This window comes from Pseudomonas sp. GM24, assembly GCF_000282235.1.
In the GTDB taxonomy this organism is placed as follows: domain Bacteria; phylum Pseudomonadota; class Gammaproteobacteria; order Pseudomonadales; family Pseudomonadaceae; genus Aquipseudomonas.
In genome coordinates this window covers 25,868-38,534 of record NZ_AKJR01000130.1, presented here as the reverse complement: position 1 = coordinate 38,534, position 12,667 = coordinate 25,868, and the positions used below count along the sequence as shown (strand labels likewise).

The window sequence follows — 12,667 nt, the reverse complement described above, 5'->3', positions numbered from 1 at the left end:
CGCAGCCTTCGGCAGCTCCTACAGAGGGAACGCATTCCAAATGTAGGAGCTGCCGAAGGCTGCGATCTTTTGCTTTTAACCAAAGCGATAGATGTCCATCCCTAACGCGCCCATCGTGAAGCCTTTATGCGCCACGCTGAACTCTCCTCCCGCGCCCCGGGCAAAATACAGCGGCAACAAATGCTCATCACTCGGATGGCTGCGCACTGCATTCGGCGCCTGCTGGCGATAATCATGCAGCGCCGCCTCATCGTCCGCCGCCAACTTCTCGATTACCCAGTCACGGAAATCTCGCGCCCACGGCTCGACACTTTCCGGGCCGGCGTGCCAGTCCAGTTCGCGCAGGTTGTGGGTGATGCTGCCGGAGCCGATCAGCAAAATGTCCTGGTCGCGCAAACTCGCCAGCGCTCGGCCGATTCGGGTTTGCAGCGCCGGGCCCGCGCGACTCGGCAGCGAAACCTGCACCACTGGAATATCCGCCTGCGGGTACATCAGCGACAACGGCACCCAAACACCATGATCGAATGGACGTTGTGGGTCGAGGCGGGCAGTCAGGTTGTTGGCTGCCAGCAAATCAGCCACTTCGGCAGCCAGTTGCGGATTGCCCGGCGCCGGGTACTGCACTTCAAACAATGCACGCGGAAAGCCGCCGAAGTCGTGCCAGGTTTCCGGTTGCGCGTTACTGCTGACCAGCAACTCGTGGCTTTCCCAATGCGCAGAAACAATCACGATGGCTTTGGGTTTCGGTAATTCGGCTGCGAGACGCGCCAGCGCCGGGCCACTGGCGCCGGGTTCCAGCGCGAGCATGGGTGAACCGTGGGAAATAAACAGGCTGGGAAACATGATGGGTTCCTGAGCGTTAAGATGGCCTCATCTTCAGTCAGATCATTGATCTAAATCTAATATAAGTTTTGATGCTTTTTGATCGAATTATTGGGAGTGACGCATGCAGCCTGAGTTTTGGCACAAGAAGTGGGCTTCGGGCCAGATCGGTTTCCATCTGCCCGAGGTGAACCCGTATCTGCAGCGGCACTGGGCGGCACCTGAAACGGCGCGAGTGCTCGTGCCTTTGTGTGGGAAAAGTCTGGATCTGGCGTGGCTGGCAGGGCGCGGTCATCAGGTGCTCGGGATCGAATTGTCGGAAAAGGCTATCGAGGACTTTTTCAGTGAACATCAGGTGCAGCCGCAGATCAGCGAGAAGGGCGCGTTCAAGGTCTATCGGGGTGACGCCATCGAGTTGTGGTGTGGGGATTTCTTTGCGCTGACAGCGAGTGATGTGGCCGATTGCGCGGCGATATACGACCGTGCCGCGCTGATTGCCTTGCCAGCGCCGATGCGTGAGCGCTATGCGGCGCATCTTCAGCGGACTCTCCCGCAGGGTGTACAAGGGTTGCTGATCACGCTGGATTACGATCAGGCGCAGATGCCGGGGCCGCCGTTTGCGGTGGGGGATGATGAGGTGCAGCGGTTGCTGGGGGATGCCTGGCAGGTGCAAGTGCTCGAGGAGCAGGATGTGCTGGGCGAGAGCTGGAAGTTCCTGCAGGCGGGCGTGACGCGACTTGAGGAGCGGGTGTACCGCGTTTCTGGCCTATAGCTCTTTAGGGGTCGTACTGGCCTCATCGCTGGCAAGCCAGCTCCCACAGGGTTCAATCGTGTTCTCTCTATCTTCAAAACGCCACAGCCCGCTGTGGGAGCTGGCTTGCCAGCGATAGGGCCATCAGCAACCGCGAACTAATCGTGGCAACAAAAAAGGCCCGCATCACTGCGGGCCTTTTCATTGTTACCGGTCAGATCAACCGCGACGACGCAGCGCGTCGATACGCTCTTCCAGCGGCGGGTGGCTCATGAACATGCGGGCAAAGCCCTGTTTGATGCCACCGTTGATGCCAAAGGCGTTCAGGGTGTCCGGCATGTGCACCGGCAGGCCCTGTTCGGCGCGCAGGCGTTGCAGTGCGCCGATCATTGCGCTGGTGCCGGCCAGACGTGCGCCGGCCTCGTCGGCACGGAATTCGCGCTTGCGCGAGAACCACATGACGATCGCACTGGCGAGAATGCCCAGTACCAGTTCGGCGAAGATGGTCGCCACGTAGTAGGCGATGCCCTGGCCTTCTTCGTTCTTGAAGATCACCTTGTCGACGAAATTGCCGATGATCCGCGCAAAGAACATCACGAAGGTGTTCACCACGCCCTGGATCAGCGCCAGCGTGACCATGTCGCCGTTTGCCACGTGACCGATTTCGTGGGCCAGTACGGCTTTCACTTCATCGGGTGAGAAGCGCTCGAGCAAGCCCTGGCTGACCGCGACCAGCGCGTCGTTCTTGTTCCAGCCAGTGGCGAAGGCGTTTGCTTCGTAGGCCGGGAAAATACCGACTTCGGGCATCTTGATCCCGGCTTCGCGGGACAGTTGCTCAACGGTTTGCAGCAGCCATTGCTCATGCCGGGTACGTGGCTGGCTGATGATCTGGGTACCGGTGCTCATCTTCGCCATCCACTTGGAGATGAACAGCGAGAACAGCGAGCCGGCGAAACCAAAGACTGCACAGAAAACCAGCAGCTGACTAAGGTCGAGATCAACCCCGTTGGCCGCCATGAACCCGTTGAAGCCGAACAGGCTCAGGGTGATGCTGGCTATCAGCACGACCGCCAGGTTAGTGGCCAAAAACAGCAGGATGCGCATCATGGTTGTAGAAATCTCCTCAAGCTAAAGATGTAGCGTACTGCGGGGTATATAAGGTGCTGCACCGGGCTATTCAACTGAGTGACTATTTCAAACTGTGTCCTACAGCAGATTCTTCGGTGCTCGGCACATTTCCCACGACAGAAACTGATAGGGATGACAGCCAGCCGCGACCCGTCGCCATTACGCCGGACGCAGGTAACCGGTATGAATCGCAAGTGTAGAAGGCGTGCGCGGAGGTGGAACGCAGAAGTGTTGCTGAATCAGACAGTGCGCAACGTTTGGCCGTTGCGCACTGCTGGCCAGTTACTGGCGGTAAGACTTGAGGAAGTTGCCGATGCGGCCGATGGCCATTTCCAGATCATCGACGCGAGGCAGGGTGACGACGCGGAAGTGATCCGGCCACGGCCAGTTGAACGCTGTGCCTTGCACCACCAGCAGCTTCTCGGAGAGCAGCAGGTCGAGGACGAATTTTTCGTCGTTGTGGATCGGGCAGACCTTCGGATCGATTTTCGGGAACGCGTACAGCGCACCCATCGGCTTGACGCAGCTCACCCCCGGAATGTCGTTAAGCAACTCCCAGGTGCGGTTGCGCTGTTCGAGCAGGCGACCCTGCGGCAGCACCAGATCATTGATGCTCTGATAGCCGCCCAGTGCGGTCTGGATCGCGTGCTGGCTCGGCACGTTGGCGCACAGGCGCATGTTGGCCAGCATATCGATGCCTTCGATGTAGCTCTGCGCGTTGTGCTTCGGCCCGGAGATCGCGATCCAGCCGGAACGGAAACCCGCTACACGGTACGACTTCGACAGACCGTTGAAGGTCAGGCAGAGCAGGTCCGGGGCCAGCGACGCGGTGCAGATGTGCACGGCATCGTCGTACAGAATCTTGTCGTAGATCTCGTCGGAGAACACCACCAGGTTGTGCGCACGGGCGATTTCCAGCATGCCCAGCAACACTTCCTTCGAATACACCGCGCCGGTCGGGTTGTTCGGGTTGATGATCACCATGGCTTTGGTGTTCGGGGTGATCTTGGCCTTGATGTCGGCCAGATCCGGAAACCAGTCGGCGCCCTCGTCACACAGATAATGCACGGCATTGCCACCGGCGAGGCTGACGGCAGCAGTCCACAACGGATAGTCCGGGGCCGGCACCAGCACTTCGTCGCCATTGTTGAGCAGCGCCTGCAGCGACATCACGATCAGCTCGGACACGCCGTTGCCCAGGTAGATGTCTTCGATGCCGACACCTTCGACGTTCTTTTGCTGGTAGTACTGCATCACCGCTTTGCGCGCGCTGAACAGACCTTTGGAGTCGCTGTAGCCTTGCGCGGTCGGCAGGTTGCGGATCACATCCTGGAGGATTTCATCCGGCGCTTCGAAACCAAACGGCGCCGGGTTGCCGATGTTCAGCTTGAGGATGCGCTGGCCTTCCTCTTCCAGTCGTTTGGCGTGCTTGAGCACCGGGCCGCGAATGTCGTAGCAGACGTTGGCGAGCTTGTTCGATTTGCTGAACTGCATGGCGATGTGATCCCGAAAATGAACGATCCAGGCGGCGGATGGACAACCGTGCTGGGATTCCTGTGTTTTCACACAGGCGGACGTCTTGAGCCGTGGCTCCCATAATCCGTTTGAATGCGCCCGGTCTGGCTGCCAGACTGGTGCGTGACGAGGCGCAATCATACGTGCCGCCCGATCCGTGGAAAAGGTACAGATCGGGCTTTTTCAGCCGCTGAGGTGTGATGATGGAAAAGTTGGAAAAAACCCTGGAAGAATGGAAAGCCATGCTCGACCCGCAGCAGTACGAGGTTTGCCGCCTCAGTGCCACTGAGCGACCGTTCTCCGGCAAATACAACGCGACCAAAACCGACGGCGTTTATCACTGCGTTTGCTGCAACGAGCCGTTGTTCGACTCCAAGACCAAATTCGATTCCGGCTGCGGCTGGCCGAGCTTCTACGCGCCGATTGGCGAAAGCGCGATGACCGAAATCCGTGATACCACGCACGGCATGATCCGCACGGAAGTGAAGTGCGCGCGCTGCGATGCGCATCTGGGTCATGTGTTTCCCGACGGCCCGCCGCCGACCGGCCTGCGGTATTGCATCAACTCGGTGTGTCTGAACCTCGAACCGCGCGCTTAAACGATTGAAGGCGACCTTCGGGTCGCCTTGTTATTCGATAATTAAATTGCACACAATTTAATTGCTCGCTATGTTTGGCCTTTCCTGACTGTCTGCGGAGCCCAGTGCCATGAGCGACAACCTGCTGAACATCCCGTGCACCACCATCAAGGGTGAGCAAAAGACCCTGGCCGATTTCGCCGGCAAAGCGGTTTTAGTGGTCAACACTGCGAGCAAATGCGGTTTCACCCCACAGTACAAAGGCCTCGAAGAGCTGTGGCAGACCTACAAGGATCAGGGGCTGGTGGTTTTGGGCTTCCCGTGCAATCAGTTTGGCAAGCAGGAGCCAGGCAACGAAGGGGCGATCAGTGAATTCTGTGAGCTGAATTTCGGTGTCAGCTTCCCTCTGTTCAAGAAAATCGACGTTAACGGTGCCGACGCGCATCCGCTATTCGTGCAACTGAAAAAACGCGCGCCGGGTCTGCTTGGCTCCCAGGGCATCAAGTGGAACTTCACCAAGTTCCTGATTGGCAAGGACGGAAAACTGGTCAAGCGTTTTGCCCCGACCACCAAGCCGCAGGAGCTGAGCGGCGAGATCGAAGCCCTGCTCAAATGAACAGCCTGCCGGTCGATTCGCTGAAGCTCGACAGCCAGTTGTGCTTCAAGTTGTACGCCGCCTCCCGAGCGGTAATTCGTGCCTACAAGCCGATGCTCGATCAGCTCGGTCTGACCTACCCGCAATATCTGGCGATGCTGGTGTTGTGGGAATGGCAGGACGCCGCGCCGGAGCAACCGACCGTCAAGGCCTTGGGCGAGCGCCTGGCACTGGACTCGGGCACGCTGACGCCGTTGCTCAAGCGTCTGGAGCAGTTGCAGTGGGTGCAGCGCCAGCGTTCCACGCGTGATGAACGGGAAGTCCACCTGAGCCTGACACCGGCCGGCCAAGCGTTGCGCGAACAGGTCGGGCCGCTCAAGGCCCGGTTGCTGTGCGACAGCGGGGTCGATCTGGACCGCCTCAACGACCTGCGTGACGGCCTCGATCACTTGTTGGGGCAGATCAAAGCGCTGTCGTAGTCGGGATCCACTGATCGAGCAGGGCCGCGAGTTCTTCACGGCGGAACGGCTTGGCCAGATAGTCGCTCATACCGGCCGCACGGCAGCGCTCGCGTTCCTCGGACATGGCGTTGGCAGTCAGGGCGACGATAGGCAGGTGCGGCCAGCGCCCGCTTTGACGGATCTGCCGGCTGGCTTCGTAGCCGTCCATCACCGGCATGTTGCAGTCCATCAGCACCAGATCGAATTCGTGATACTCCAACTGATCGAGCGCTTCGGCACCATGGGCAGCGACGATGACCTCGCAGCCCAGTTTGCCGAGCATGCCTTTGGCCACCAACTGATTGACCGGGTTGTCTTCGACCAGCAACACCCGCCCGCGCCGCACCGAGGGAGCGGTTTCGAGCTGCGCATCGTTAATGGCAACGACGTCCGGTTGCAGGGTGCGGCGCAGGTTCTGGTAAAGCGCGTTGCGCGCCAACGGTCGTGCCTGTTGTTGCAGAGGCGCGAGCGCAGCCGCTTCTTCGCTCGGCAGAAAGCTGCCGTAGGCGGTCACCAGCAAAATCGGCGCAACGAGCGTCGGGCGCAAGCCGAAAAGGCACTCAGGGCAATCGGTAATCACCACGTCCGGGGTCAGGCCCAACAGTGAGTCATCGATGGTGCGCTGCTCATACGCAAGCCCCCAGACCGGCAGCAGGCTCTGCAACAGTTCCGCCAGACCGCTGCTGGCCGCAGTGATGGCGAGCACTTTTCCATGCAGAGGTGCCGGGACCAACGCTCGGGTATGACACGGCAGAGGCAACTCGGCACAGAACTGACTGCCAAAACCGGTCTCGGAGCTGATGGTCAGGCGCCCCTGCATCGCTTCGCAGAGGTTGTAGGTCAGCGCCAGTCCGAGGCCAGTGCCGCCGTACTGGCGAGTGATGCCGGCGCCTGCCTGCGTGAACGGCTGGAAGATTTTCAGTTGCGCGTCCTGGGCGATACCGATGCCGGTGTCGCAGACCTCGATGCGCACGCCATCCTGGTAGGTCGACAAGCGCACGTCTACCCTGCCGAAACGGGTGAATTTCAGGGCGTTGGACAGCAGGTTGCTGACGATCTGCCGCACGCGGGTCGGATCGCCCAGCACCAGCGCCGGGAAGTGCGGATCGATCAGGCAGGTCAGCTCGACGCTTGGCGCCGCGTTCTGCGATAGCAGGTTGGCGGTGTCTTCGATCAACGAGCCAAGATCGAACGGGATGTGCTCAAGCTCCAGTTGCCCGGCATCGAATTTCGACAGGTCGAGAATATCGTTGAGCAATTCGACCAGCACCTTGCCCGAATCGTGAGCGATCGACAGCTGTTGCTGCTGTTCGGCATTCAACGGGCCGTCGAGTGACAGCGCAATCATCCCCAGCAGGCCGTTGAGTGGCGTGCGGATCTCGTGGCTCATGTTGGCGAGATGCCGAGCGGGCTTCGGCCATTTCCAGGGCGGTGCTGCGGGCGACTTCGAGTTCCTGATTGGACTGGCTGAGCCTCGCGTTGATCGCCTTGAGTTCGGCGGTGCGCGCCGAGACGATGTTTTCCAGTTGCCCGAGGTAGTCGGTCAGGCGGTTTTCGGCGTTGCGCCGCTGTTGAATCTCGGTGGCAATGTTCTCGAATTGCTGATTGGCGACTTTGACCAGCACGCCGATTTCATCGTTGCCGTGGCCGGACGGACATTCCAGCGTAGTCGGCTCGGCGCTGCGCGGGTCGCGCCCACTGAGTTCGCGGATCACCCGCACCAGCGGTTTGGTCAGCATCACGTAGAACAGCGCCAGCAAAATGCCGGTGAGAATCAGGCTGCGCGCGAACCCATTGAGCAGGGTGACCTCGGCCCGGCGCAGAAAACGGCTGCCGAAGGCATAGGTGTCGACCTCGAGGCTCAAGACCCCCAACGATTCGTTGGGCAGATGATCCAGATACAGACGATCCTCGAACTGGCGCTTGGCGCCAAACAGGAAGTCGCTGATCACCCGGTAGCCGCTTTGCAGTTCCGGGCGTTTGACGCTGGCCAGCACCGTATTGTTGTTGTCGATCAGTTGCGCAGAAATGATCGCCGGTGAGCGCAACAGGCCCAGGGTCAGTTCCTGCGCCAGTTCGGCGTCGATGTTGTAGGCAATCCGTGAGGCCGGGTTATGGCTGATTTCCAGCAATGACAGGATTTCACGGTTGATGGAGGCGTCTTCACTGGCATAATCGATGCCGATTTGCAGCAGGCTGAGCAGCGTGCCCAGAATGAACCCGACCAGCACAGTAAGCCTGGCTTGCTTGTATGACAGCCGGTGGGTGAATTTGATATCCATGGGGTGTTGAACCACTTCCGTTTCCCTTCGCTGCTCAAGCATAGTCGATCATGTATGGATACCGAGGTTCCCGAATCGCCTTGTAACAAGGCTTGGTAGGGTGATTTTTATCTGTGTGTCGTCGCTGGATCGTCATCATCACTGTGAATGTGCCCGAGGAGAAGACGTGGATTCCCGATTGAATGCTTTTCTTGAACGCGCCGAGTCGGTTCTGGCGCGGATCGAACCGTTGTTGCCGGCACCACGGCCGGTGATCGACTGGGGCACTTGTCTGGCGGCGCGCTGGCAGCGCGATGGGCGCAGCGGCTACTTGTTGCCGCTGGAAGTCAGCCTCGACATGCGCCTGTCCGACCTGATCGGTGTTGACCGTCAGCTCGAACAACTGGGGCGCAACACCCAGCAATTTCTCGATGGCATGCCGGCCAACCATGCGCTGCTGTGGGGCTCGCGCGGCACTGGCAAGTCGTCGCTGGTGCGAGCCTTGCTGGCGGAGCACGCCGCTGCGGGCCTGCGCCTGATCGAGATCGAGCGCGATCATCTGGCGGATCTGCCGCGGGTGGTCGAGCAGATCGGCAAACTGCCGCAACGTTTCGTGTTGTTTTGCGATGACTTGTCGTTCGAATCCGGTGAAGGCGATTATCGCGTGCTCAAAAGCGTGCTCGATGGTTCGCTTGAGCAGGCCCCGGACAACGTCTTGCTGTACGCCACTTCCAACCGTCGCCATCTGGTGCCGGAGAAGGAAAGCGACAACGAAAACTGGAAACGCGTCGACGGCGAACTGCATCCCAGCGAAGCCGTGGAAGACAAGATCGCGCTGTCGGACCGTTTCGGTCTGTGGCTGTCGTTCTACCCGTTTACTCAAGAACACTTCCTCAACGTCGTCGAGCACTGGATCGGCCAGTTGGCGGCCAAGGCCGGCCTGAGCTGGCAGCGCGACGAAGAACTGGACATCCTTGCCGTGCGTTGGGCCACCGGCCGCGGTAATCGCAATGGACGTTGCGCGTACCAATTCGCCCGTTATTGGGTGGGACTGAAATTGTTGGAGCACAAGGCATGATTGATTTGCAACAAAGCGGCCAAGGCCTCGAAGGCTATGGCATGTTGGCCGCACAACTGGAATCGCTGCTGGCGGACGAGCGCGATTTCATCGCCAACGCCGCGCAGTTTTCGGCGTTCCTGTTCAACCAGCTCGATGACCTGAACTGGGCGGGTTTTTACCTCAACCGCAACGAAGAGCTGGTGCTCGGCCCGTTCCAGGGGCAGATCGCTTGTGTACGCATTCCGTTCGGTCGTGGCGTGTGTGGCGCGGCGGCAGCGACTCGGCAAACCCAGCGCGTTGAAGATGTGCACGCGTTCCCGGGGCATATCGCCTGCGACAGCGCGTCGAACAGTGAGCTGGTCGTGCCGCTGGTCAAGGACGGTCGCCTGATCGGTGTACTTGACCTCGACAGCCCGAAACTGGCGCGTTTCGGTGCGCAGGATCAGGCCGGTATCGAGCAACTGGCGGCGATTTTCCTGCGTCTGACCGACTGCTGATCACGCGGTGAGGCCAGCCTTGTGCAGCAGGCTGGCCGGATCCACGTTGTCGATCTGCGCGGGATCGAGAAAACGCACGGCGTACTGCATGTACACGCCGTCGTTGATGAACAAACCAAACAGCTGGGCATCGATGTGTGCTTCGCGGCACATGGTGGCCATGATCGCCAACGCCTCACTCAAGGTTTTCGCTTTCTTGTACGGGCGATCGGCTGCGGTCAGCGCCTCGAAGATATCGGCAATCGCCATCATCCGCGCCGGCAGGCTCATGTCCTCACGCTTCAGGCGTTTCGGGTAACCGGTGCCGTCCATTTTTTCATGATGACCGCCGGCGATCTCGGCAATGCTGTCGAGGTGGCCGGGGAAGGGCAGGTGGCTGAGCATCATGATCGTCTGCACCATGTGGTGATTGATCACGTACCGTTCTTCGCGGGTCAAGGTGCCGCGGCTGATGCTCAGGTTATACAGCTCGCCGCGATTGTATTTGTAGCGCGGCACATCCAGCTTGAAGCCCCATGGATTGTCTTCGGGAATCAACTCGTTCGGGTCGCGTTCGAGCAGGTGCTCGGGCTTGTCCGCCAAAAGCTTTTCACTGACCGGCAAGCTCGGTGCCGGCGTGCGCGACTGACGCCGATTCTCCTCCCAGGACACACCCAGCCGGTCATCAAGGGTACGCATCCAGGTGCGTCGGCCGAGATGATCAAGACGCTGCAGATCTGCTTCGGCCATCGCTTCACTGCCTAGATTGCAGCGCGCGACAAAGGCAAAATCTTCGTCGAGCGCCGTCAGCGTGGCGTCGCGCAGTTCGGCCAATGCGGTCTCATCGCCGCCCAGGGCGCGCGCCTGCCAATAGCTGATCCAGGCATCACGCTTGAGCACTTCGAAACGTGTGCGGATCTCGTGGATGCGGTCGTTGATGGTTTCCAGTTTGGTGGCCTTGTCGACCACGTATTCCGGCGTCGTGACCTTGCCGCAGTCGTGCAGCCACGCGGCAATGTGCAGGGCTTCCCATTCATCTTCGCTCGGTTGGTAGGCGCTGAAGGCCGGCGCCTGACTGGCTGCTGCGGCCTGGGCAAGCATCAGTGTCAGCTCCGGCACGCGCTGACAATGCCCGCCGGTATACGGACTCTTGGCGTCGATGGCACCGGCGAGTAATTGAATAAAGGCGTCGAGAAGTTGTTTCTGACGGGCTTGCAGACGCTGGCTCTCGATGCTCACCGCCGCCGCGCCGGACACAGCCTGCAAAAAAGCGATGCGATCAGGGCGCAGTTTTTCCAGATCGGCTGCGGTGCCGCTGTCGCTCACCAGCAGAATCAGCAGGCCGATGGTTTCGTCGTGGCGGTTGTGCAGGCGGATGCCGATCAGATGGATGCGCGGCGATTGCATTGCCAGCAGGACCTTCTGCAAGTCGCCGGCCTGATCAAAGCCGAAGTTGCTCACCACGTTGTTGGCGCTGACCAAATGTCTGAACCACGCCGGGCCGTTGCTCTGCTGCAGGTCGTGGCCCTGAATGTCGAACGCCTCCAGGGTCTGTGGCGTGCCATCTATCACCAGGCCGTAAGGCTCCATGCGGCTGCTGTCGCTTTCACGCAGATAGATCAGCCCTGCCTGCGCCTGAGCAATCTGCACCGTTTCAAACAGCACCCGCTGCAGCAGGGGGGCAAAGCGGGTTTCGGCGCCCAGGGTGTCGGTGATCTGGAAGAAACTCGCCAGGGTGTCTTTCATTCGTGCCATCGACACACTCAACTGGTCGACTTCAAGCACCGGCGAGCGGCGTGCCAACGGAAAATTGAAATCGAAACTGCGGATGGCGTCTGCTTCCTTGACCAGCGCGTGCAACGGCTTGACCAGAATTCGCGAAATCACCCAGCCCAGCGGCAGGCATAGCAGCAGGGTCGCCAGGGTGATCAGCGCGCCTTGCCAGCGCAAACGGTAGGCATCGACCAGTAACTCGTCTTCCGGCACCAGCAACGCCAATTGCAAACCTTTTGGGCCACCCTCTTGAATGCTGCTGCGGGCGACGATCCAGTGGCGCCCCTCCGCTTCCACGCGATTGCCCTTGGCTGCGCCGGACAACAGGGTATGCAAGCCCGGACTCAGGTCCGCCGCTTTGGCCAGAGAGGCCGTGCTGCCGTCGACAATCAGGCGCTCGCTGTCGGGGTAGGCCACGGCGTTGCCCTCGGCGTCGAACAGGGCAATCTCGGTGGAGGGGGTGACGACATGTTTACTCAGCGCGGCGGACAGGGCGACCAGCGTCAGGTCCGCGCCAATCACGGCGTTCTCGCCGCTGCGCCGGGCCAAGGTCGTGCCGACATTGTGTGTGGAGAAAAACACGTAGGGCTCGGTGGTGATCTGTTCCTCTTGTTGACGGGCATCGTTGAACCAGGCACGGCTGCGCGGATCGTAGCGGTCGCCTGGGTTGTCCTGACGGCTTATCGGGGTCAGTGCCTGATCGAAAAACAGCGATTGCGAGTGCATCGCGCCCTGCGGGTCATGCTCGATGCTCCAGACCTGATACGCCGCCGCTTCAGGGGCCTTGAGCAGCGTTTTCAGTGCTGCGCTGCGCAGTGGACGGACCATGAAGAAGTCGCCATTGGCATAACCCAGGTACAGCGACGCCAGGTTGGGATTGTCGCTGAGCGACTGGCTGAAGGGGCGGAGCAGGGGCATGCGTTGTTCAAGGCGCGCAGCCTGAGTGGCGGGGTTGTCCGCCAGCAAACTCAGCAAATGGCGGATCGGCTGATAGGTGGCCGCCATGTCCAGGCGCACGTCCTGTTCGATCCGTTCGAACAGTTTTTCGCTGCTCGAGAGGATGATCTGCGTGGTCTGGTGGTAATTGAACAGGCCCAGCACGATTCCTGTAAGCAGCAACAGGAAGGTGAACATGACGCTGATGTGCACATGCAGCGGAAACCGGCGTTGCTCCGGGCGCAGTGGGCTGGGCATTTCGGGCTCTCCAT

10 protein-coding genes and 1 pseudogene are annotated in these 12,667 nt (G+C 60.2%); 6 read left to right on the top strand and 5 right to left on the bottom strand.

Translation table 11 applies throughout. From position 1 onward, the window contains the following. Positions 1-75: 75 nt before the first annotated feature. Positions 76-843, bottom strand: a complete 768-nt coding sequence (locus PMI23_RS15865; RefSeq protein ID WP_007908615.1) for a DODA-type extradiol aromatic ring-opening family dioxygenase — start codon at positions 841-843, stop codon at positions 76-78. A gap of 103 nt (positions 844-946) precedes the next feature. Between PMI23_RS15865 and PMI23_RS15860 the strand changes: the two genes are divergently transcribed. Then, the gene (locus tag PMI23_RS15860; RefSeq protein ID WP_007908617.1) at positions 947-1,594 is read left to right on the top strand and encodes a thiopurine S-methyltransferase; all 648 of its coding nucleotides are present in this window, start codon (positions 947-949) and stop codon (positions 1,592-1,594) included. A 198-nt stretch (positions 1,595-1,792) separates the two neighbouring features. Here the strand turns inward: PMI23_RS15860 and htpX are convergent, their stop codons facing one another. Both htpX and PMI23_RS15850 read right to left on the bottom strand, forming a co-directional pair. Next, positions 1,793-2,680: a protease HtpX gene (gene htpX / locus PMI23_RS15855; protein WP_007908619.1), complete on the bottom strand. Its 888-nt coding sequence runs from the start codon at positions 2,678-2,680 to the stop codon at positions 1,793-1,795. Positions 2,681-2,983: 303 nt separating this feature from the next. Beyond that, positions 2,984-4,195, bottom strand: a complete 1,212-nt coding sequence (locus tag PMI23_RS15850) for a pyridoxal phosphate-dependent aminotransferase (RefSeq protein ID WP_007908620.1) — start codon at positions 4,193-4,195, stop codon at positions 2,984-2,986. Positions 4,196-4,419: 224 nt separating this feature from the next. On the opposite strand from PMI23_RS15850, the gene msrB reads away from it, so the two are divergent. From msrB to PMI23_RS15835, 3 genes are all read left to right on the top strand, one after another. Next, positions 4,420-4,815, top strand: a complete 396-nt coding sequence (gene msrB / locus PMI23_RS15845) for a peptide-methionine (R)-S-oxide reductase MsrB (protein WP_007908622.1) — start codon at positions 4,420-4,422, stop codon at positions 4,813-4,815. A 109-nt stretch (positions 4,816-4,924) separates the two neighbouring features. Then, positions 4,925-5,410, top strand: coding sequence for a glutathione peroxidase (locus PMI23_RS15840; RefSeq protein WP_007908624.1), 486 nt, complete (start codon positions 4,925-4,927; stop codon positions 5,408-5,410). Further along, positions 5,407-5,868 (top strand): MarR family winged helix-turn-helix transcriptional regulator, encoded by a 462-nt coding sequence (locus PMI23_RS15835; RefSeq protein ID WP_007908626.1) that lies wholly within the window; start codon positions 5,407-5,409, stop codon positions 5,866-5,868. Before PMI23_RS15840 ends, PMI23_RS15835 begins: the two co-directional genes overlap by 4 nt. On the opposite strand, the pseudogene PMI23_RS15830 reads toward PMI23_RS15835, so the two are convergent. After that, a pseudogene (locus PMI23_RS15830) lies at positions 5,852-8,171 on the bottom strand (response regulator). The gene PMI23_RS15835 and the pseudogene PMI23_RS15830 overlap by 17 nt on opposite strands. 166 nt (positions 8,172-8,337) lie before the next feature. Between PMI23_RS15830 and PMI23_RS15825 the strand changes: the two are divergent. Both PMI23_RS15825 and PMI23_RS15820 read left to right on the top strand, forming a co-directional pair. Continuing rightward, positions 8,338-9,228 carry an ATP-binding protein gene (locus PMI23_RS15825; RefSeq protein WP_007908631.1) on the top strand — a complete coding sequence of 297 codons (891 nt, stop codon included), beginning with the start codon at positions 8,338-8,340 and terminating at the stop codon, positions 9,226-9,228. Then, positions 9,225-9,707: a GAF domain-containing protein gene (locus PMI23_RS15820; protein ID WP_007908634.1), complete on the top strand. Its 483-nt coding sequence runs from the start codon at positions 9,225-9,227 to the stop codon at positions 9,705-9,707. The genes PMI23_RS15825 and PMI23_RS15820 overlap by 4 nt, the downstream gene beginning before the upstream one ends. Here the strand turns inward: PMI23_RS15820 and PMI23_RS15815 are convergent, their stop codons facing one another. Then, a complete protein-coding gene (locus PMI23_RS15815; protein WP_007908636.1) occupies positions 9,708-12,653 on the bottom strand; it encodes an HD domain-containing phosphohydrolase in 2,946 nt (981 codons plus the stop codon). It lies immediately after the preceding gene. Positions 12,654-12,667 lie beyond the last annotated feature (14 nt).

What these genes read in the sequence shown, in the direction of transcription:
- msrB (WP_007908622.1), top strand. Translation starts at nt 4,420, where the DNA reads ATGGAAAAGTTGGAAAAAACCCTGGAAGAATGGAAAGCCATGCTCGAC.
- PMI23_RS15840 (WP_007908624.1), top strand. Translation starts at nt 4,925, where the DNA reads ATGAGCGACAACCTGCTGAACATCCCGTGCACCACCATCAAGGGTGAG.
- htpX (WP_007908619.1), bottom strand. Translation starts at nt 2,680, where the DNA reads ATGATGCGCATCCTGCTGTTTTTGGCCACTAACCTGGCGGTCGTGCTG.
- PMI23_RS15860 (WP_007908617.1), top strand. Translation starts at nt 947, where the DNA reads ATGCAGCCTGAGTTTTGGCACAAGAAGTGGGCTTCGGGCCAGATCGGT.
- PMI23_RS15835 (WP_007908626.1), top strand. Translation starts at nt 5,407, where the DNA reads ATGAACAGCCTGCCGGTCGATTCGCTGAAGCTCGACAGCCAGTTGTGC.
- PMI23_RS15820 (WP_007908634.1), top strand. Translation starts at nt 9,225, where the DNA reads ATGATTGATTTGCAACAAAGCGGCCAAGGCCTCGAAGGCTATGGCATG.
- PMI23_RS15815 (WP_007908636.1), bottom strand. Translation starts at nt 12,653, where the DNA reads ATGCCCAGCCCACTGCGCCCGGAGCAACGCCGGTTTCCGCTGCATGTG.
- PMI23_RS15850 (WP_007908620.1), bottom strand. Translation starts at nt 4,195, where the DNA reads ATGCAGTTCAGCAAATCGAACAAGCTCGCCAACGTCTGCTACGACATT.
- PMI23_RS15865 (WP_007908615.1), bottom strand. Translation starts at nt 843, where the DNA reads ATGTTTCCCAGCCTGTTTATTTCCCACGGTTCACCCATGCTCGCGCTG.